Genomic DNA, 20,940 nt, shown 5'->3' on the forward strand with positions numbered 1-20,940 from the left:
CAAAGCGTGTTCACCTTTCGGCTTCGGCCTGTTCGGAGCGGCTCCGTGTGCTCCAAGCCGCAGGGATCATCGAGGGGTTCTACGCCCGACTCAGTCCAGCCCTCATCGGGGGCATTATCTCTATAATGGTGGAGGTGGTTCTGGATCGCCATCGTCTCGAGGATCAACGACACTTCGAGACTGCGATCCAGGAAATTCCGGAAATCCTGGACTGCTGGGCTATCGGGGGGCGGATCGACTATCTGATGCGCGTTTCTTCTCCTTCCATGGCTGCGTATCAGAATTTCATGGAGGGACTGCTGCAGGCAGGCTTGGGGATCGACAAATACTATAGCCTTGTCGTGACCAAACCAGTGAAATCCAATTCACCGATCCCCTTGTCCGCTCTAAGGCAAAGATAAACTCCCCAAACCTCGATTTCCACGGCGATCGGTGTCGTTTCCGCGAATTCGTCGGCTAAAGTCGTACATTCCCGCGAAAGTCGAGAGGCGTTTGCCGGTATGCTAATTGCTAAAGAGGCGGCTGGCTGAGTGTCCTCCGCCGATGATCGCGAGGAGACGGACGATGAGCTTGAGCAATCTGGGAACCGAGCAACTCCGGGAGAAGGATCGGAGCTTTGTCTTTCATCCGTCTACGCACTTAGCCAAGCACAGCCGCGGCGAGACGCCAAACCGAATTATGGTAGGCGCAGAAGGCGTGTACATCTGGGATACCGAAGGCCGAAAAAGCCTCGACGGTTTTGGCGGGCTCTATTGCGTCAATATGGGGTATGGCTGCACCGAGATAGCCGACGCCATTGCCCGGCAAGCGCACGAGTTGCCGTTCGCCCATGTCTATGCAAGCCAAGGAACCGAGCCAGTCGCGCTCTTGGCAGAGGCCGTGGTCGAATATTTCGGTCAGAACATGCGAAGGGTCTATTTCGGCCTCTCCGGTTCCGACGCTAACGAAACCAATATCAAGCTGGTCTGGTACTACAACAACATCCTCGGCCGTCCTGAAAAGAAGAAGATCATCTCGCGACATCGCGGATATCACGGGTCCGGGCTGATCACCGGTAGCCTGACAGGCCTTCCCTTCTTTCACAATTTCTTCGACCTGCCGCTGGACTTGGTGCGCCATACGACGACGCCACATTACTATCGCCAGGCGCATGACGGCGAAAGTGAGGAAGCGTTCTCCAGACGCTGTGCTAACGAACTTGAAGCCCTTATCCTCGCTGATGGCCCCGAGACAGTTGCAGCCTTTATCGGAGAGCCGGTACTTGGGACCGGCGGCATCGTTCCGCCCCCAAAGGGATACTGGACGGCAATTCAAGGCGTGCTCGACAAGTACGATATCCTTCTGATCGCCGATGAAGTGGTCTGCGGCTTCGCGCGAACCGGTGAGAAATTCGGTTCCCACCTGTATGGCATGCGCCCGGATTTCGTAACGATCGCCAAGGGCTTGAGTTCAGCCTACCTGCCTATCTCCGGGTCTATTATCGGTGATCGGGTCTGGTCGGTCTTGGAACAAGGAACGGAGAAGCACGGCCCACTTGGCCATGGCTGGACATATTCTGGTCACACGCTTTGCGCGGCGGCAGCGCTTGCGAATATTAAACTGCTCAAGGAAAGAAACATCTTGGAACATGTTCGGGATGTCGGACCGTATTGGCATGCCCGCATGAGAGCCGAACTGGAGGGACATCCTATTGTTGGCGAGGTTCGCGGCGTCGGCATTCTAGCCGCCGTGGAGCTGATGCAGGATCCTAAAGGGCGGGTACCATTTGAACCCGGACTTCAGGTCGGCGTGCGCGCCGCTGCTGCTCTGTTTGAGAATGGTGTCATCGGCCGCGCTATGCCGCATGGCGATATTCTCGGCTATGCCCCACCTCTGATCATTTCCCGGAAAGAGATCGACATCATCGTCGACGCGACCGCGAAATCAGTCGATACGACCTATCGCGCGCTGAAGGCGGACGGCGCGATATGATCTGGCGTGAGATGAAGCCTTCCACTCGGATCGGCCGGGATATTCACGTGCGGCAGCCCTGTGGCGTCATGAGCAGGGGGGCGCAACAATCCGCTTCGCTTTTAAGGCAACTTGCATGGAGGGTGTGCGAGCCGATGCCGAAATGCGACGCCAATCTCGAAAAACACACTGCCGCCTTCGCGTCCGAAGACGGCTCACGTGAGCTGCTGCAAAAAAAGAGGTGACGCTTTCACAGACCACAGACCGCAATCTACCGTGAGGCTGAGCTCCTCCATGGAGCAGTCTCAACCGCACGCAAAAAGACACCCCGACCGTGATGAAGTGCAAACCCAAGAGGACAACTGTCACCTGCTAACAGATGACGCTGGAATGACGTCTCGGTTTCGATAACAGCGCCGTCGAAGCACATATCGCCCTCCCAAGGCGCACCGGCCCGGCACGGAGCTCAGTCTCCGGCCGGGCCTTCTACCCAGAATGGCTGCGGATTGGCCGGCCCGTCTTGGCTCCTTTTTGGGAGGCCAGAACTCACTGCAGTTTAGCTATGCAAGACGCTTTTCATAGATTTGTAGAGCAGATCGCGGACAGCGCTGACGCGACGGACCTGCGCAACGCTCTGGGCGAGATTGCCTCTTCGCTCGATTTGCCGTCTTTTGCCTATCTTTTTCCTTCGCCTGTCAAGGGCCGCAAGGTCCGCCTGATTTCCACCTACCCTCAATCCTGGACATCTCACTACCTTCACAGCCGATATGAAAAGATTGACCCGGTTATCCATCAGGCGCGTGGTGGTCAGGAACCATTCAACTGGGATGCGCACGGTGCTGTTCTCGAACTATCGACGCAGCAGCGACAATTGATGGATGAGGCGACGCAATTTGGCATTCACTGCGGCTTCACGATCCCGATCCATGACAGCACCGGTACTTTTGCAGCACTGACCTTCGCCTCCGATGAAAGGCGACCACCGTTCTTTCGCCTGATTGATCGATATGATCGCGTGCTGCAGCTCATCGCGGTCTTCTTCCACCTTCATGCCTGTCGCAAGCTGGCCGACGGCAGGACCGTGGCTGGCGTTGCCCTGTCGCGAAGGGAAATGGAATGTCTGAAGTGGGCGGCTCGCGGCAAGACGGCGTGGGAAATCGGCCGCATCTTGGGAATCAGTCGGAGCACCGCAGCCTTTCATCGGGATAACGCCAGGAAGAAGCTTGGCGTGAAGACGGCTATTCAGGCAGCCGTTCGACTTGCACTATCCAGGCCATCTCTCTTCACCTGATCTCCGAAACCTGGGCACATGCACAGGTTGTATCAACTCCGGCCTTTGCCTTCAATCGCAGGTATTATCCATGCGAGGGAGAAAGGCCATCATGATGCAGTTGATCACGCCGGATTGCTACGCTGAGTTCAGCGACGAGCTCGAGCAGATGCACCGCTTGCGGTATCGCGTCTTCAGGGATCGACTTGATTGGGACGTTTCGTTCAGCGGCGGCTTTGAGGTCGATCCGTTCGACGCGCTTCGTCCCCACTACCTATTGCTGCGTGCGCCCGACGGACGCATCGACGGCTGCGTGCGCCTGTTGCCGACTACAGGACCGACAATGCTGCGCGATAGCTTCTTCGCTCTCCTTGCCGACGGTCCAGCGCCGGAAGATCCGCGTGTTTGGGAAAGCAGCCGTTTTGCGCTTGATCTGCCGCCGTCCGCGCCGAAACAGGCGGGCATCGCTATTGGCACCTACGAGCTGTTTGCCGGGATGGTCGAGTTTGGGTTGTCACGTGGTCTGCACAGCATCGTTACCGTAACGGATCTACGCATAGAGCGGATCTTGCGTCGCGCCGGCTGGCCACTCGAACGGCTGTCCGATCCGCAAACAATAGGCCACACGCGCGCCGTTGCCGGATATCTCGACGTCTCAACACAGAGCTTGGAAGCCCTCCATCGCAATGGCGGACTCAAGGGCCCGGTACTGTGGACACCGGTCATGAAGATCGCCTGAGCCTGGAATCCGACCTTTCTTGGAAACGATGCAATGGACGAAACAAGACCTGGTGATGGTGACTATGGCTATGTCGAGCGGCTGACCAGCCGAGGCTGGGCCTGGGAATTCCTCAGGCGCAATCCGGACTTCCAGAAGGATCTGGCGAACGCGTTACGCGGTGCCGAACGCACGAACGCCCGATCCGTGGACATTATCAGCCTGCCTTCGAACACTGTTGATCTCTCGCGGTGGGGCCTTCTGTTTTGCAAGCTCAAAAGGAACTGATGCGAGCGTCTTTTGGTGCCCCTGCCAATGTCCGCATGTTTTGCCGGTTGCTGCCGAAATGGCGGCGCGGCCGCGCGGGGTCGACTTGCTTGATCTCGCCCCGCGCTCCTGCCGCATCTCCATACTCGTCACGCGGGACGGGCATCAGCACGTCCTTGTCGAGGACAGTGGCAGGAGCTTGCAGCTGGCTGCCTCCGGCGTCAGCATCCTCGAACCTGTGCGATTGACATCCTCCGTCCTCTGGTCGCCAGAGGAACTGAAGCAACGCCTGAACGCGCTGGAATGTCTGAACAGCCTCTGTTGGACCGGCAGGCTGCAACCAGGATTCTTTCCGACCGAGCCCCGTTGCTCGCGGTTGCGCCGAGTCTTGCGTGCGCTCGACGGCTCCATCGCTGGCGCATCACACCGCGAAATCGGCCTTGCCCTCTTCGGCAGAGCCCGCGTCGAGCAGGACTGGGCCGACCCCGGCGACCATCTTCGCGACGGCGTCCGCCGTGCAGTCAGACGCGGGCGCTCGCTTATGAGCGGTGGGTATAAGCGGTTTCTTCTATAGCGATCGTCACCATCAGGCCTCTTGACCAGAGAACAGCTCTTTGTACCCCGCGATCACCAGCCAGTGGGCGCGCGCGAGATGGCTGCGAACCGCCTTTTGGGCGCGAGCTGGCTCTCGCACTGGATCAATGCCCAATATCGCCTGCGCCATCTCTTCTTCGCTGGCATTCCCGGCGCATGCGTCTATGAGTCTCAGATAGATCCTGAAGTGCTCATTGTCATAAGCGGTCAGGCTCTCCGCCCAGGGGACCTCGTCGGCAACAGCAGGTTGGAGCAATCTGTCTTCCATCTCATATCTCGCTATGAATTACCCCGCGTCCGCCTTTGACTGGACAATATCCTAAAATGGGATAATCCGAAACTGGGATTAGTCGATGAGCCAGTTCTTCCTGGCCGGTTCGTCTGATGCCGAAATCCCTTCGATCACCTCGCCAGCGCTGGCTGCTGAAAAGGTTGATTGCGGCGCGCAAAAATAACGGATTCACCCAGAGCCAGATTGCTGAAATGCTAAGCCGCCCGCAGTCGTTCGTCGCCAAGTATGAGGGTGGTGAACGTGGGCTGGACGTAATTGATTTTCTCGACGTAACCGAGGCTCTCAAAATCGATCCTTGCGAGCTTCTGGCACAAATGCGTCGCTCTCGTGACCTATAGGTGGCGTCGCACTTTGTTTGGGTGTCAAACTTCACGCTTTACGTCCTTGAGTTTTCGGATCAGCGGGATTTGCCCTCGCTAAAGTGATGCCGTGCAGCCGCTCCCCTTTGTTGTCTCTGATTTTTGTAGAGAATCCTCCGTGGTGAAATCCTCGACAAGAGGGTGGCTTCTCGTGCATGGAAATCCGAGAGGTCTTTGCCCGCAATCTGCGTAGGCGTCGCCAAAAAAGAAATTGTCGCAGGAAGCGCTGGCGCATGAGGCTGGCGTTGACCGAACATATGTCAGCGCACTTGAGCGCCGGTCTGTGCCGCCAGCATTGATATGGTGGCAAAACTCGCCAGAGTGCTCGGAATCGAGCCGGCCGATTTACTCAACCCTCATTCTGAATAGATCTGGAAGTAGGGACGAAACCGCGGTTGATGAGACTCGAGCGCCCGCGCGCCTGACGACGCGCACCAGGTGCTCATGAACCGAGCCCGCTTTTCTTCGGCAAGCTCAGGCGGTCTCGGCCATTCGGCTTCGCCCCTTGGCGCGGGCAGCCCTTCGGGCTGTGACGGCCGCCGCCCTTGCGGGCGGCGCGGTTTGGCTGTTGGCCTTTCCCGGTGGCGCGGGGTGGGCGGCACTCCCTTCTAGGCCCGCCGCGGCAGCCCGCAACCCTTCGCGTGCCGCTCAGGGTCCTCCTCTTCGTTCCGGTCCTTCGGATGCGGTCCGCCTCCCACGGCGGGCCTTTCCGGTCGCGACTCGCCGCCCACCCCGCTCACATGGGGATTTTGTCGTCAAGACTGTCTTCGCATATCCACCTCAATGCGTTGTGATCCAAGGTCCGAGCCTGTCATCTTGGCGCGGTGACAACACCGGTCCAAACTCACATACGGTCGCTGCTCTGCGGCAGCTGCACCAACATCCCGCTTTCGTCGGTAAGGCTCAGAGGAACGCGACCAATCTTCCGGACGGCATTTTAGGCCAAGTGGGGTGGAAGGTTCGTTCGCCCAGGATCAGCCGGGAGCGATCAATCCCGGCGGATGGAGAAGAGTGCGTTGATTATGCCGGCTTCATAACAGCGCCCTCAATGACAGCACCATGATGAACGTACTTCCACAGCGCGATCAGAAGTTTTCTCGCGAGCGCAATGATGGCCGGCTTGCGGCGCCTGCCGCCGTCGATCGCGACTCGCTCCTGGAACCATTGTGCCAAAGCCGATCGAGGTTGATGCAAAAGCCAGAACCACGACAATTGCACCATCACGGTCCTCAGCCTCGGATTGCCCGCCTTCGATACGCCCTGTTCCCGGCTGATCGATCCGCTTTGCCACGGTGTCGGTGTCAGACCGGCATAGGAGGCGAGCTGCCTTCGATTCGCAAATTCGCGATACAGACCCTCGGACCAAAGCACCTCGGCAAAGTCCGCTCCCACGCCGCGCAGCTGCTTGAGCATCGACATTCCATTGGCGACTTTTGAAGGCTCGCATTCTTTGCGAGCCGCTTCGTCGCGCGCTGCCTCCACGTCCTTGATTTGCCGAAGCACGAGCTCGATCCGGTCCAGTGCACGGACAATCTCCGCTTTGAGATTCGACGGTAGTTCACGACCGTCTCCGGTCCTGAGTTCTTCCAGTCGAGTGCGCCGGTTCCGCTTCAGCGGCTCAAATCAACGATGCCCTGTGAGAACAAGAGCCCCTTGATCCGGTTCACAATCTTGATCCGCTCCGCGATGAGAGCGCGTCGCTCACGGCTGTTGCGCTTTCGGTCTTCTTGCTCGGGCGATGGCGGAACGACCATGGCGCATACCCGCGGCTCGCCGCGCTTGTAGGCAAGCAGGGCGCGAAGGAGGGTCTCGCCGTCCAGCTTGTCTGTCTTCGCCCGGCGTTTCCTGCGTGACGTGGCGATGGATGCCGCATCAACAACATGGCTTTCGATGCCATTACGCTCAAGGATCCGATGTATCCAGAAGCCGTCCAGGCCAGCCTCCTGGACTGCGATCACCGGCACGTCACGGCCCGTTCTGCGCCGAACTGTCGCCTTCAGGTGGCGGACAAGGTCGAACAATCCGGCCGTATCGCCTGCCTTGACGATGCGCTTTGACATCTTCTCTCCGTTGCACGGCAACAAACTTGTCACCAACCAGGTCGAGCGACTGAGTTCCAGGGACAGGAAGATAGCGCCGAGTGTCGTATGGACGGCATCGGTTTCAATCTCAGTCGCGTTTTCAGCCTTCATGTGTTCTGTCCCTCCAAGTTGTTCATGAGCAATGCGTCGGTCAAAGCGAGTTGATCACAGCTGCGGTCATCGCTTCGCGATGTGGTTTTGGTTGTTGCCTGCCCCCGCTCGCGGGGTGGGCGACGCTCCTTTCTAGGCCCGCTGCGGCAGGCCGCAATGTTCGCTCCGCTCACATCCTCCACTCCGTTCCGGCCCTTCGGGTGCAGCCTGCCTCGTTCAGCGAGCCAAGCCAGTCGCGTTCTGCCGCCACCCCGCTCACGGGGCAGGCACGCGAGATCGGGATCGAGCGCTGCCTCCACCACCCATGGGATCTTCCGGGGAAAGGCGCGGCGATTGGCGAGCGGAGGATGAGACGATGCATGCAAACAGCAAGCGTACCCCCAGCGGAGAGGCTGGCGCAGGCAAGGGCGGGCGCCCCGGCGCCAGCCTTTATCAGGAGATCACGGACCGCATCATTGCCGAACTGGAGCGCGGCACCGTGCCATGGGTCAAGCCATGGGGCAGCGCAAAGGCAGGCCTTGGCCTGCCGAGGAATGCATCCACGCGGGGCCAGCCACCGCTCCTGCAGCAAAAGCACAGCAGCTGTCGCAGCATGGCTGAACAAGGCGTCTTGTCGGCGTCGAGGAACTCCGTGCTCGCCTTACGCAGGCGCATAGCTCTGACATGACGTCCGGGAGACTGATGCCCCCATCAACAATACCCAACAGCCATCCTGAATCCGAAGCGCATCTAAGCACGTCCATTTCAGGCGTTAGTCGAGGCCGCATTGACCAGGGGTACCTTCTTGGTCCGCTGGAGGAGGGCAGTTGTGTGCATCAAGTTCTGCAAAATGGCGTGGCATTGCGGTGACGTCGGCGTGTCGCCCGTACAGAGACGACCAAAAAAGGGCGCACGAGGCGCCCTTCATTCCAATCGGCTATCAGCAGCCGCCTTCACCTTTCGTTGTTAGAAGCGGTAGGTGACACCTGCTCCTATCAACCAGGGATCGAGCTCCGCCTTTCCCGTCAGCTTCGCGCCGTCGACCGTGACGTCGAAGTCTGGCTTGAGGAAAAGCTTCTTCACGTCGAAGTTGACGCCCCAGTGCTGATCCACCATGTAGTCGAATCCGACCTGCAGCGCGGTGCCGAATGTATTCTTAACCTTGAGAGCATCGGCACTGCCGGCACCCTGGTTATAGAAGATCGTGTAGTTCACGCCGGCACCGACATAGGGCTTGAACGCGCCGAAATTGGTAAAATGATACTGCAATGTGAGGGTAGGCGGCAGCAGCCAAACCTTGCCGATATTGCCCAGTCCGCCGATCGTACCTTGGCCCCCGATGTTTGCATAGGTGGTGCCGAGTATGAGCTCGGCGGCGATGTTGTCCGTGAAGAAATAGGAGATATCGAGTTCCGGGATCACGGTGTCCGAATAGGAAAGACCGGAGCCTGACACTGCATTGACGTAGCCCGAATCCTCGGTGATGACCCCCAACCCACGCAGGCGGAGTTGCCAAGGGCTTGGCGCTTGCGTGACCGAGGCTCCCGCCTGCGGGACGCTCGCCGCTTGCGCAAGGTCCGCCGCGACTGCCTGCTGTCCCATCACAATGAGGACAACGGCCGCTGTTACTCCCCACGCCGCGCGCATTTGGTTTCTCGCCATGATATTCTCTCCTTGCTCTTCAGAAATGTGGACTGAATTACGAATAATCTTGCTCGAATTGCTTGATATTGGCGGAGCGCTCATGCCCAGTTTGCTTCGCGGCTGCGACCGCGTTCGGCGCGCATGATCATGGGATGATTTCTCCTCTTTCCGTGCCGCAGCGCGTTTTGCGGACTGCGCTGCAGGTGTCGTGCCAAATGAGAAAATCATTTCATAACAATGCGATCACCCTGATGGCGCTGTGTCTCATGTCCGACATCGTCGAAGATCCGACAACGAATGCAGCCGTGACCGCCTGATAGAACCTCCTGCGCCACTCGGTGGACACTGCGGAATAAGCAGTGAAGCTCACCGCGAAACTGGTCGAGCTTCGGATCGACATCGGCGACGGGGCCATCGACGACCACTACGTCGCCGGTCTCGGGCGCGGCACAGCCTGAAGACTCCGCGACGGCGATCATCGAATAACTGCGTTTACGATTGCTCCATCCTGGCCACCGGCTCGGCGCGCAAAAGACTGCTTTGCGGCCTCATCGCTTTCCCTGGATTGAGTCGCAGGGACCGAATGGCGCATCTGCTTTTGGAACCGGCAGAGTGGTAGAACGCAATTGTCTTCCGGCTATCTTTACAGTTCGATAATCCAGTTGGTGAAGGTGCCAGATCGCACAATCATTGATGCGCTCAGGTATGTGCATGCGGCCATCCGCAATCATCTCATCCGGAGCATCGATCCGACACCAACATAGAGAATTGCTTCCCCCTGAGAGAGGCGTCGCGGCGGATATGAGATTGCGTCAGCCTTCATGATCGCGGCCCCCGAGGATGTCGGGATCGAGCCAGTGCAACGGCACGATAGGGCTAAGGATCTGGCAGCTCTTGCAACTGCCGGCCTCGATGGGAGAGGCACATCGCGATCTGTCCGGCAGAGACGCAAGGTTCTGCACTGTCCGTTCATGAAGACGTCGTGCTGGTCTCCAAGAGAAGTATTCTGGTGCAGAAGTGCCCGATTAGCTATTGGGAAAAAGGCGACATCGGCGTGCTAATCGAGCGCCGCCGTGAGGCGTCCCTCAATGTCGGATTTCCGACAGGATCGCAAATCCGCCAATCCATTGTTAAATAAAGTTTCCTTCTCTGGCACGGCCCATGCATGGGACTCTGCGAACGCATCAGCGAGACGTCGTCCATGATCATGCGCACTGAAAATGCCGTCGCCGCAGTGAAAACCGCGCTCTCGCCTGCCATCAAGCCGCCGAAAGGCCGGCGCGTCATGGTAGAGGCGGGCGATTGCGCCGGCTTCAAACACCTTAATGGGCCTGGAAAGCTCCTCGCGTGATGGCGACGCGGGCATCCAGACGGGCGGAAAGGACATACGTCGTTGCCCCACGTCGCCGGCATGACCCGTCGATTGTCACCGCGCTGGAATGCTCGGGTCTACATTCGACGACCCGAACGCGCAGGACAATTCTCGCAATCCGGTCGGCACCGGGGCTCGAAAACGTCCGCGAGGGGGCCCAATGGCTATGGCCGATATTCGCCGCGAACAAGCCGCCTAGCGGGAAGACTCTATAGGAGGAAAGCAAGTGGAGTTATCTTGCGTTGGGGTCGGTGCTGGGCCGTCTAATTTGAGCCTTGCGTGTCAGATACACGAACAAGTTGGGGAAGGGGCACTGTTCCTGGATCGACAGGTCGACTTCCGCTGGCACCCAGGCATCGCATTCGATTCCTCAGAGCTCCAGGTGAGCCACTTCAAGGATCTGGTCACGCTGGTGAATCCGCGATCAGCCTACACTTTCGTAAACTTCCTGCACGAGAACGGGCGTCTGTATCACTTCCTGAACGCACAGTTCGAAGCCGTGCTCAGAGTTGAGTTCGAACAATACCTGAACTGGGCCTTCCACAGGAACCCACTTGTGCGTGGCGGCGAGACGGTGCGCGAAATCCGCTTTGACGGCGAGTTTCGGGTGCGGACGGATAAGGCGGTTCTCGGCGCCAGAAACGTCGTGGTCGGCATTGGCAAGCAGGCGCAAATTCCGCCTCAGTTTCAGGGCTGGACTGGACGCAACCTGTTCCACTCATCTGTTTTACTGCACATCCATCCTGAGGTGCGGAGAAAGCATGTCTGCGTGGTTGGCGGAGGCCAGTCGGGAGCCGAGGTGATGTTGCACCTTGTCGGCCTGCCGAAAGAACGGCGGCCTGCCTCGATCACCTGGGTCTCGCAGCGCGAAAACTATTTGCCTCTCGACAACAGCCCGTTCACAAACGAGTTGTTCATGCCCTGCTTTTCGGATCGTTTCGCGGCGATGAGCGAGTCGCGGCGTAAGGTGCTCCTGCGGCGTTTCGTGCTTGCCTCGGACGGCATTTCGGAAAGCACGTTGCGCGCAATCTATCAGGCGCTGTACCGCCACGCATTTTTCGAACCAAACCGATGCGACATCACACTGCGGCCGGGCTGCACCGTCTCGCACTGCATCAACGCCGGCGCGGGTCACAGGCTGACCCTGCAGCACGGCATGGACGAGGTCGAAGAAGTCACGGCTGACATCGTCATCCTGGCCACCGGTTACGAGAACGCGGTGCCAGACTTCTTGGAACCCATCGCGCACCGGCTGGAGCAGATCGACAATGAATTAGCTATTCGCCAGGATTTTTCGGTGAGCTGGGACGGACCGCGTGGCAGACGCATCTTCGTGCAAAACGCGAGCCTCGGGCAGCGCGGCCTGGCCGATCCGAACCTAAGCCTGCTGGCCTGGCGCGCGCGCCGCATCCTCGATAGCCTTCTTGGGCGCGCGCCATGCGCGAACCCCGAGCATCCGGGCTTCATCAGCCATACCTCGATCGAGAGCTGGCCCGACCCCGCAGCCGAAGAAATGGGCAGCGGGATATGACTCGTAGACTTTTGATCATCGGCGGTGGCATCCTAGGAATGATGTCCGCCTCCGCTGAGGCGAAGGCCGGAGGTTTCTCCGAAATCATCGTGACCGAACAAGCCCTTGGACCAAGCGGCGCATCGCATTATTCTGGGGGCGTGCATTTCCCCTACGGCTGTCAAGACCGTACCAGCTCGCTCACTCGAAAGAGCGCCGTGGTCTTGGCGGCCATGGCTGGGTCGGCGGTCAGCGGATGGTGCCGGCCTTTAGCGATGCGTGTCGTGGCTGGACCGGGTGAAGCGATTGATCCGGCCCAGTTTACGGAACCCCTGGACCCGGCTGAGCCTGACATAGGCAGTCTCGCGCCGAGCTTCTGCGGACAATATCCGCCGGAACGGAACGCACTTAGCATCGCCGTCCCACATGACGTGAGTCCGTCTCCGTGGACCCGCAACTTGACCAGCGCCCGACTGCCCTAATTGGGATGTCCGACCAACCAGTCTTTCCAACAGGAGGCTTTTCGCATGTTGACTGATGCACAAAGAGAAAAGTGGCAGAAAGACGGATACGTCAGGCTCGAAAGGTTCTTCGCTCCAGCGGCTCAGGAAGACATCTCTACTTTTGTCGAAGACATGTCACGCTGGGATGTCAGCGATGATAAATGGCTCATGTGGTTCGAAAAGACGACGGACAATCGAAAGATCATCTCCAAGATCGAGAATTTTCTCGACTTCCATGATCCATTGCGTCGTTTGCTTTTAGAAGATCAGCGCATAAAGTCAGCGGTCGAGGATTTGCTTGGCGAAGATTCGCGCAGGCTCAAGGAGTTGCTGATTTTCCACTACCCCGACAGCGGCGGCTATCTCCCGCATCAGGACATTTATCACATTCCACACAAACTCCCCGACCGGATGGTCCATGCGGTGGTTGCCGTAGGCATCGACGACTCCGACCCGGAAAACGGCGGGCTTTTCTTCAGCCCCGGCAACCACAAGAAGGGGGTGTTTCCCATGGATGCCGGTGGGGTGATCGATCCTCAAGTCGCCGAAATGTTCTCCTGGGAACCCGTAGTATGGAAGGCTGGCGACATCTTCATCTTCGACGATTACGCACCGCACTACTCACGACCGAACAAAAGCAATCGTTCGCGGCGGACACTCTACTTGGTGTTCCAGCGTGCTTCAACCGGTGGACCGACCCGCGCTGAATATAACGTGCTTAAGCGCGCTCTTAACCCGCCCGAGGGCAAAGTGGCCGATCTCGACAAACTCAAGCCCCCAAATGGCATTTTCTATCGCGATTGAGCTCACGCAGCCAGGCGGAGGCATGCACACGGAACTGATCGGCCGCTCAAAAATGCGCGGAGAGTATGGCGTTCTGATTTGCGGGCTCGCGGAGCATCGACCGCAGCCCGTTACGACGCTTCGGCACGTGGATTGTGGAGGTGGTCGCAGGGCGGTCTTCTGTGACGCCTACAGCCCGACTGGCGCCCCCCTCGTCGCCCGCCTGGCGGCCCAGAGCCGCATTATTCTGGCCGGGGCCGCCAACGGGTTGGGCTGCCGCTTCTCTGCGCAACTTGCACAAGAGGCTGTTGCGTTGGCAGCCGAAGATCCCACGGCTTCAACAGCTTAGGTTCGTTGTCATGCGCAAATACACGTTTTCTCGAACGGAGCTGTCGCGGGCGTTCGGTATCAACATGGCCACGCTTGGAACGGGAAGCGCCGGCACGGGGTTTTCGTTCGGTAGGGTGGCACCGGGCGTTACATCCGAGCCCCATCGGCACGACGAAATCGAGGCCTTCGTGATCCTGTCAGGATCGGGCAAGGTCAGGACCGACCTTGGGGAAATCTCGGTCGAGGCGGGCGATGTCGTTCTGTTCGACCCTTTTGAAGCGCATGTGCTGCGCAACGACGGAAACGAAGACCTAGATTTCGTCGATGTCTACTGGCGAGACGGCGAGGCCGCCCTTGATGCCGCTGCAAAAACCACGGCTTCACGCGGGCCGATCTTCGTCTTCTCCACGCCTCCAACGCCAAATGGCGATCTGCATCTGGGGCATCTTTCTGGCCCCTATTTCGGCGCCGACGTCTATACTCGTTTCCTGCGCATGAAAGGAGTCGAAGCCTATCACCTCACTGGAAGCGATGACAACCAGAGCTACGTCACGACACGCGCTGATGCCGATCAATCGACGCCTGCAAACGTGGCGCGCTACTACGCCGACGAGATTCGCGCCACGCTTGCACTTCTCGATTGTGACGTCCACAGCTTCCAACCCACAATGGGCGATGACGGTTACGGCGAGTTTCAAGCCGCGTGTTTCCGCAGTCTTCTGAGCAGCACGGCGGTAGATCTGCGCCAGAGCCCTGCGCTTTTCGATGCTGTGACAGGCCACTATCTTTACGAGCCTGATGTTAGCGGCCTCTGCCCCGATTGCGGCGGCTCCGCCGGTGGCAACATCTGCGAGGAATGCGGCGCCCCAAACCTTTGCCACGACTTGGGTGCAGCCCGGTCACGGCAGTCTGCCGAGGCGCCGCTGGTCCGCTCCGTTCGCCGCCCGGAACTTGCCTTGGACCGATGCTACGACAATATCGAGCGGCATCTAAGGGCGTCGGGCGTCCCGCTACGGATCTTGGATCTCTTCGCGCGCCTACGCCGACGCGGCAACTTTTCAGTGCCCATTACCCACCCCTCGGACTGGGGCCTGCCGGCCGAAGGGTTCCCGGGGCAAGTGATCTGGGTCTGGCCGGAAATGGCCTTCGGTTTTCTTTACAACATCCAGGCGCTCGGCCGCTTGCTGGGTCGCGACTGGAAGGCGGAGATGCCCGGCAACGACTGGCAGATTGTCCATTTCTTCGGCTTCGACAATTCGTTCTACCACGCGCTACTCTACCCCGCTCTTTACGCCGAGGTCTTCTCCCACTGGACGCCACGCATCCACTATCACGTCAACGAGTTCTACCTGCTCGACGGCAAGAAGTTCTCAACCAGCTGCCGCCATGCGGTCTGGGGCAAGGAGGTTCTGAGCCCAAAGACAGTCGACGTCGTGCGCCTCCATTTGGGCCTGACACGCCCGGAAGGTGAGCGGACGGATTTCACGCTGGACGCGCTGCGCCGCACCGAGAACGAGGTGTTCCAAGGGATTTGGCTGAACTGGCTTGATGCGTTGAACCAGGAAATCAAGCAGGATTTTGGCGGCCGTGTACCCGATGCAGGCGACTGGAGCCCGGCCGACCGCGCCTTCTTTGCTCGGATAGAGATCTATCGCGCGGCGATGGAACGCGCCTATTCGGACGAAGGCTTCTCGGTCCGCCGCGCGGCCGCTCAGGTCTGCGATTTCGTGCGCGATTGCGTGGTCTACCGTCGGGCGCAAGACTATGCGGCGGCGCGACGTTTCTATCCCGCCCGCAATCGGACTTCGCTAGCCCTTCAGACGACGGCCGCTGCGATCCTGGCGCCGACACTCGCTCCGCTGATGCCCCGATTCGCCAGAACGCTGGCGCGAGGCATCGATGGCGTCTCAACCGAAACATGGCCCCGGTCCGTCCAGCGCCTTGCGCCCGGGACGCGCTTTGATCTCGGACCCGTGTTGGTGTTCTACGCCAAATCCGGCAATCCTCATCTCGATGAGGAGGAAGCACTATGAGCCCAAAGGTGCACCAGTGAGCTATCCCAATCTCGACCAGATCTGCGCGGCAATCAAAGCCGATGATGCCAAATATCTTTACTCGCTGTCACTGGCGACCGAAGCCGCTATCAGACGGTAGAGACCAGATTGGCGGACCTGAACCAACGCATCGTCGGCACCCTGGCCCGCGCCTTCGAGGACCGCTCGGCCGATCGCTTCCCACCCCTTGCTGTTTCGTGCCGCAAATGCCGTGTGGGCTCGACTGCGCTGACCAACCTCTTCGGCATCGCGGGATTTCCGTCCTTCAGCCGGTCAAGACTGTCATGCGGTTCGAGGCGCTTGGTCAACCTGGCGCGCCCTGGATCGTGCGCCGATCACCGGAAATGTCGAATGCGAATGCCTGCCTGATGGTATCTTCGATTCTGTCCGAGCCTGTACCGGCGCGGCATTCGGCCGAAGAACAACTGAGCTACTGACAATTGAAAGGTAGCAGGTTCAAAATTCTGCCCAGAAACCGGATATTGCGCACAAACCGGCGTTCATGATCGCGATGGTGCACAAGCTTCCAACCAGACCCGCGCAACGACAGCCCGTCGCCTGAAGTCGGCGAGGGCCGCCAAATCGCTGGCAAGCGTATCCTCCGTCACATGCACGCCGTCTTCGCCGAAAATGCAGACGCTTGTCTCGTCGAGAGATAAGTCCAGCCAGGGTGCTCCTTCAGGATTGCGTGTTTGCTCGGGTACGGAGCCGCCCCTCAGTTCCCAATCGAGGAGCGATCCTACAATTCACATATTTGGAGATCGCTCGCTAGGTTACCCGGTCTGTGAACCCTGCAAGCCGAAAATTCAGATGCCGCCCATGCAGAGATATTTCATTTCGAGGTAGTCCTCGAGGCCATGGCGGGATCCCTCCCGCCCGATGCCGGACTGTTTTATCCCACCGAACGGCGCCGCTTCTGAAGACATCCGGCCGGTATTTACCCCGACCATTCCATATTCCAAGGCCTCGGCCACACGCCAGACACGCTTCAGGTTGGAGGCATAAAAGTAGGCCGCGAGGCCGTAGATCGTGTCGTTGGCCTCACGCACGACCTGATCCGCATCTTTGAAGCGAATAATCGGTGCCAGCGGCCCGAATGTCTCTTCTTGCGCGACGGTCATCTCGCTGGAGACACCGGTCAGGACTGTCGGTTGGAAAAACGTGCCATTCGTGCCGATGCGTTTGCCCCCGCATCGAATTGCGCCGCCTTTGGCGACGGCATCGGCAATATGGGATTCGATCTTGGCCAATGCGTGCTTGTCGATGAGCGGTCCGATGTCCACTCCGGGAGCGAAACCATCACCAATTTGAAGTTGGCATGCCCGTTGCACGAATTTCTCGACGAACTCGTCGTGAACGCCCGACTGGACGTAAAGGCGGTTCGCCGAAACGCAGGTCTGGCCGGCATTGCGGAACTTCGCCTGGATCGCACCGTCAACCGCGGCATCGATATCGGCATCATCGAAGACGATGAAAGGTGCATTGCCGCCGAGCTCAAGGCTGACTTTTTTGATCTGGTCAGAGCACTGGCGCATGAGAAGGCGCCCGATCTCAGTCGACCCGGTGAAGCTGATCTTGCGGACCTTGGGATTGGTACAAAGTTCGCGGCCGACCGCGTCACCTTCGGACGCATAGATTAGGTTGACGACGCCTTCGGGAAAGCCAGCCTGATGGGCGAGGGCGAACATTGCTCCCGCCACGAGCGGCGTCTGTTCAGCGGGCTTGAGGACGATCGTGCAGCCCGCCGCCAAGGCTGGCGAGATTTTGCGCGCCACCATCGAGGCCGGGAAATTCCATGGCGTTATCGTGCCAACAACTCCGATGGGCTGCTTGATTACCAGCATTCGGCGGTCCATCGATGGTGCGGAGATCGTCTCGCCATAGACGCGATTGGCCTCCTCGGCGTACCATTGCAGATACGCCGCAGCATGCGATATCTCCGACTTGGCTTCGGCAAGCGGCTTGCCCATCTCCGCGGTGAGAATCTCGGCGAGATCGTCGGCGTGGTCGATGATCAACTGATGCCATCGCGATAGAACGTCGCTGCGCTCACGTGCGGTCAACCCTGCCCATCCAGGCTGAGCGACATAGGCCTTGTCGATCGCAGCGCATGTCTCCTCGACACCCATGTCGGGTAGTTCTGCCAGCACTTCGCCAGTCGACGGGTTGAGGACCTCGAATGTCCGCTCGCTAGTCCGCGTGCCAAGTGCCGGCAGGCGATCAATGGGTCCAAACAGGTCAGGGGATCTCAGGTGACGGATCATCGGCAGGCACAGGGGCAATACCGGATTCCTCCTCAACGCAGCAGGTCTATATAGCAGGTGCGGTGTGTACTCCGCGAGGTCCGGGTTCCTTATAGGGCCTCGGCCAGACAGCTGGTAGACCACGGTACCCAACTGGAAAGGGAGAATACCTGAATACGCTAGAAGATGCCTCGCGGTTCTACTAGTCGAACGATTGAACAACGGACATCGGCTTCGCCAGCCGCGCGGAGTGGATGCTGGTGGACTGCGCCTACAATCTGCGGACCACGAATCGGCGACTCTATCCACTCGAAGAGAGGCTGGCCTGAGGAGGAGCGCACCCCAAATAATGACGCCTCAACCGGCAAATGCCTGGCAAGGCCCGGGAAAACCGCTCCTCGCGGCTTTAAACAGATCCCGTTTACCCGGCGAGCGCCCGCAAGATGAGAAAGAGGATGGAGAGGAACAGGGTGGCGAAGACGCGCCGAGGGAAGACCGGCCGGCGCATTTGCATGGGGATGGAGCTCATGATCAATTCCCCGCCTGTTGCTGCGGCAAAAGATAGCCTGTCGTCGAATGGTCGAGCACCAGATAACGCGCGGCGACCGCCTTGACCTCGTCGGTGGTGACCTTGCGGACGCGGTCCGGCCTCTCGAGCACGTCCTTCACATTGCCACCGGTGGTGAGCGTCTTGCCATAAATGTTGGCGATGTGGTCCAGCTCGTCGTGCGCAAAAATCACCGAGCGGATATAGCGGTCTTTGGCCTTGTCCAGCTCGTCGCTGGTGACGCCATCCTTGGCGATCCGGGCGACTTCGGCAACGGCCGCCGCTTCGAGATCGACGAGCTTTGCATCGCCGCGCGGCGAGCCGGAGATGGTGAAATTGGTGTCGTCTAGCATCGTGCCCTGGAAGGAGGCGCCGGCCGCCGAAGCTATGCCTTGCTTGGCGACAAGCTCCTGATATAGCCGGCTGCGGTTACCGCCGCCGAGGATCTCGGCCAGCAGGTCGAGCGCCTCGGCCTCGCCGGGCTCTGCCGTATGATAGGACGGCACCACCCATTGAGTGGAAAAGCTCGGCACCGAAACGCGCGCATCGGTCAGCGTCACTGTGCGCCTGGTGTTCTGCTCCGGCTCGACCGGGCGGTTGCGCGGGGGCAGGTCCGGCCCGCGCACAACCTTGCCATAGGTCTTCTCGGCCAGCGCCTTCACCGTCTCAGGCTCTACGTCGCCGGCCACCACCAGCACGGCGTTGTTCGGTCGGTAGTATTTGTTGTAGATGGTGAATGCGTCGGTGCCGTTCAGCTTCTCCATCTCCTGCATCCAGCCGATGACCGGAATGCGGTAGGGCTGGTTTTGCCGCAACGTCGCGTTGACCTCCTCGTCCAGCAGAGCATGCGGGTTCGTCTCTCTGTGCCAACGGCGCTCCTCCAGGATCACGTCGCGCTCGGTCTTGATATCATCGTCGTTGAGGATGAGGTTGAACATGCGATCGGCCTCGAAGCCCATCATCTCACCCAACGCCGAGGGCGCCACCGTCTCGAGGAAGGTGGTGTAGTCATAGGCGGTGAAGGCGTTATTGTAGCCGCCGATTGCTGAGACGGCTCGGTCGAACTCGCCGGCGGCGTGGTTGGTCGTCGCCTTGAACATCAGATGCTTGAGGAAATGGGCAAGGCCGGATTTGCCGGGTGGCTCGTCGGCGCTGCCGATCTTGTACCAGATCATATGAGTGACGATCGGTGCGCGGTGATCGGGGATGACCACCACTTCCATGCCGTTGTCGAGCAGGAAATCCGTCACCTTGCCGCCGTCGGTGGTGGCCAGAGCCGGAGCGGTCGTCACCAGGGCCAGCGCGGTGGCAATGAACGCCCTGCGCAGCCAGGGGGACAATCGATGGCTGCGGTTGTGGTGGCTGGTCGAAAGGCAAGGTTCGAGGCAAAGTGATTTGTTCCTCATTTTGATGAAGGCGCTGCGTCCCAGTCTCCCCGCGTGGGAGGATCGGCGGGCAGCGCCGAGCCAGATGAATAAGCTCTTCATGGGGCCAGGCCTTACTCGAGCCTCATCTTTGGATGGACCCAGGAGACCTGCGGCGGTATTTCTTGGTGAGGTGATCATGGGACGGATTCTCCTTGGTCCGCGATGCCTTGCGGATGACCAAGCATGCACCGTGCCAGATCAGAAAACCGTTCGAGGCAGTGGACAAATCGGGCTCTGCCATGTTGCGCATCCGACATTGTCGGACATCGGACAGGGCCGAACGCGACGCGCGCGCGGCTGAGAATATCTTCTTCGTGCGGAAGACGATTGGGCGGGCTGCCGGGGAGGGGTATAGGATGCGCTTCGAATGGCCGCTGCACTGACGGTGAGAATGGAGATGTTGGTCGCCCCAGCGGGACCCTGTCCTCGACAGCCAGACCGGGTCGATGCTGAAGGGCAGAGGCGTGAGCAGCCCAGCCAACTGGAACCCGGAGCCTGCTTGCGCGCTAGGACGGATCTGATCCAAAAATCGGCAAGTTGGGCGATATCCGCGAGGCGCTGGAAAACGAAGATCGTAGGACTCGGGCGGGAAAAAACGATGCGGTCGCGCGCTTCTGGCGTAATGCGCCTGCCGCGAGGCCGTTGAGCCTGATGAGTTGCTGCGGGAAAGGGGAGTGTTTGCGCGGGACCTTGGTCAAACGTAAGAAACAACCGTCGAGCTCGCCGTAGAGGGGCATGCAGGCACGTCTGTCGCTGGAGGACAGCAGCACGGAAGCTGTCCGCGCTTGCCGTCGTCGCTGGGTACCAAACAGGAGAATTTGGCGGTCGCGGTCGAATTCATCTGCGCAAATACCGACTGGCTGTGCTCGGTTTGCCGGCGAACAGATTTTGCCTTCTTTGCGGCTG

Annotated in this window: 15 protein-coding genes and 3 pseudogenes; 13 read left to right on the forward strand and 5 right to left on the reverse strand. The window is 59.4% G+C overall.

Annotation, left to right across the window (positions count from 1 at the left end):
• The 6 genes from NKH60_RS27765 to NKH60_RS27790 form a co-directional block, all read left to right on the forward strand.
• The coding region (locus tag NKH60_RS27765) for an Lrp/AsnC family transcriptional regulator (protein WP_352874142.1) at nt 1-401 on the forward strand (401 nt) is incomplete at its 5' end.
• A gap of 163 nt (nt 402-564) precedes the next feature.
• Nucleotides 565-1,971, forward strand: a complete 1,407-nt coding sequence (locus NKH60_RS27770; protein ID WP_352874144.1) for an aminotransferase — start codon at nt 565-567, stop codon at nt 1,969-1,971.
• 541 nt (nt 1,972-2,512) lie between these two features.
• Nucleotides 2,513-3,241: a LuxR family transcriptional regulator gene (locus tag NKH60_RS27775; protein WP_352874146.1), complete on the forward strand. Its 729-nt coding sequence runs from the start codon at nt 2,513-2,515 to the stop codon at nt 3,239-3,241.
• Between the two features lie 91 nt (nt 3,242-3,332).
• Nucleotides 3,333-3,959, forward strand: coding sequence for an acyl-homoserine-lactone synthase (locus NKH60_RS27780; RefSeq protein WP_352874148.1), 627 nt, complete (start codon nt 3,333-3,335; stop codon nt 3,957-3,959).
• A 33-nt stretch (nt 3,960-3,992) separates the two neighbouring features.
• A complete protein-coding gene (locus NKH60_RS27785; RefSeq protein ID WP_352874150.1) occupies nt 3,993-4,226 on the forward strand; it encodes a transcriptional regulator domain-containing protein in 234 nt (77 codons plus the stop codon).
• 58 nt (nt 4,227-4,284) lie between these two features.
• Nucleotides 4,285-4,779 (forward strand): DNA -binding domain-containing protein, encoded by a 495-nt coding sequence (locus NKH60_RS27790; RefSeq protein WP_352874152.1) that lies wholly within the window; start codon nt 4,285-4,287, stop codon nt 4,777-4,779.
• A gap of 12 nt (nt 4,780-4,791) precedes the next feature.
• Here the strand turns inward: NKH60_RS27790 and NKH60_RS27795 are convergent, their stop codons facing one another.
• The gene (locus tag NKH60_RS27795; protein WP_352874153.1) at nt 4,792-5,067 is read right to left on the reverse strand and encodes a DNA -binding domain-containing protein; all 276 of its coding nucleotides are present in this window, start codon (nt 5,065-5,067) and stop codon (nt 4,792-4,794) included.
• A 215-nt stretch (nt 5,068-5,282) separates the two neighbouring features.
• Here NKH60_RS27795 and NKH60_RS27800 point away from each other — a divergent pair, with 215 nt between their 5' ends.
• Both NKH60_RS27800 and NKH60_RS27805 read left to right on the forward strand, forming a co-directional pair.
• Nucleotides 5,283-5,429, forward strand: a complete 147-nt coding sequence (locus tag NKH60_RS27800) for a transcriptional regulator (protein WP_352874175.1) — start codon at nt 5,283-5,285, stop codon at nt 5,427-5,429.
• 176 nt (nt 5,430-5,605) lie between these two features.
• A pseudogene (locus NKH60_RS27805) lies at nt 5,606-5,819 on the forward strand (helix-turn-helix domain-containing protein).
• 651 nt (nt 5,820-6,470) lie between these two features.
• On the opposite strand, the pseudogene NKH60_RS27810 reads toward NKH60_RS27805, so the two are convergent.
• A pseudogene (locus NKH60_RS27810) lies at nt 6,471-7,642 on the reverse strand (IS110 family RNA-guided transposase).
• A gap of 355 nt (nt 7,643-7,997) precedes the next feature.
• On the opposite strand from NKH60_RS27810, the pseudogene NKH60_RS27815 reads away from it, so the two are divergent.
• A pseudogene (locus NKH60_RS27815) lies at nt 7,998-8,186 on the forward strand (ArdC-like ssDNA-binding domain-containing protein); the annotation flags it as partial.
• A gap of 401 nt (nt 8,187-8,587) precedes the next feature.
• Here NKH60_RS27815 and NKH60_RS27820 read toward each other — a convergent pair.
• On the reverse strand, nt 8,588-9,268 hold the full coding sequence (locus tag NKH60_RS27820; protein ID WP_352874177.1) for an OmpW/AlkL family protein: 681 nt from the start codon (nt 9,266-9,268) through the stop codon (nt 8,588-8,590).
• A gap of 149 nt (nt 9,269-9,417) precedes the next feature.
• On the opposite strand from NKH60_RS27820, the gene NKH60_RS27825 reads away from it, so the two are divergent.
• The 4 genes from NKH60_RS27825 (at nt 9,418) to NKH60_RS27845 (ending at nt 15,796) form a co-directional block, all read left to right on the forward strand.
• Nucleotides 9,418-9,582, forward strand: a complete 165-nt coding sequence (locus NKH60_RS27825) for a hypothetical protein (RefSeq protein ID WP_352694246.1) — start codon at nt 9,418-9,420, stop codon at nt 9,580-9,582.
• Nucleotides 9,583-10,863: 1,281 nt separating this feature from the next.
• Nucleotides 10,864-12,168, forward strand: coding sequence for a lysine N(6)-hydroxylase/L-ornithine N(5)-oxygenase family protein (locus tag NKH60_RS27835; protein ID WP_352874155.1), 1,305 nt, complete (start codon nt 10,864-10,866; stop codon nt 12,166-12,168).
• 506 nt (nt 12,169-12,674) lie between these two features.
• Nucleotides 12,675-13,454, forward strand: coding sequence for a phytanoyl-CoA dioxygenase family protein (locus tag NKH60_RS27840; protein ID WP_352874157.1), 780 nt, complete (start codon nt 12,675-12,677; stop codon nt 13,452-13,454).
• A 134-nt stretch (nt 13,455-13,588) separates the two neighbouring features.
• Entirely contained in the window at nt 13,589-15,796 is a 2,208-nt protein-coding gene (locus tag NKH60_RS27845) for a class I tRNA ligase family protein (protein WP_352874159.1), read from the forward strand.
• 827 nt (nt 15,797-16,623) lie between these two features.
• Here the strand turns inward: NKH60_RS27845 and NKH60_RS27850 are convergent.
• Both NKH60_RS27850 and NKH60_RS27855 read right to left on the reverse strand, forming a co-directional pair.
• Nucleotides 16,624-18,081 carry an NAD-dependent succinate-semialdehyde dehydrogenase gene (locus tag NKH60_RS27850; protein WP_502907786.1) on the reverse strand — a complete coding sequence of 486 codons (1,458 nt, stop codon included), beginning with the start codon at nt 18,079-18,081 and terminating at the stop codon, nt 16,624-16,626.
• A 510-nt stretch (nt 18,082-18,591) separates the two neighbouring features.
• Nucleotides 18,592-19,947 carry a M16 family metallopeptidase gene (locus NKH60_RS27855; RefSeq protein WP_352874161.1) on the reverse strand — a complete coding sequence of 452 codons (1,356 nt, stop codon included), beginning with the start codon at nt 19,945-19,947 and terminating at the stop codon, nt 18,592-18,594.
• Between the last annotated feature and the right edge of the window lie 993 nt (nt 19,948-20,940).

Origin of the sequence: Mesorhizobium sp. M1006, assembly GCF_040318825.1 — a bacterium.
Taxonomy (GTDB): domain Bacteria; phylum Pseudomonadota; class Alphaproteobacteria; order Rhizobiales; family Rhizobiaceae; genus Mesorhizobium.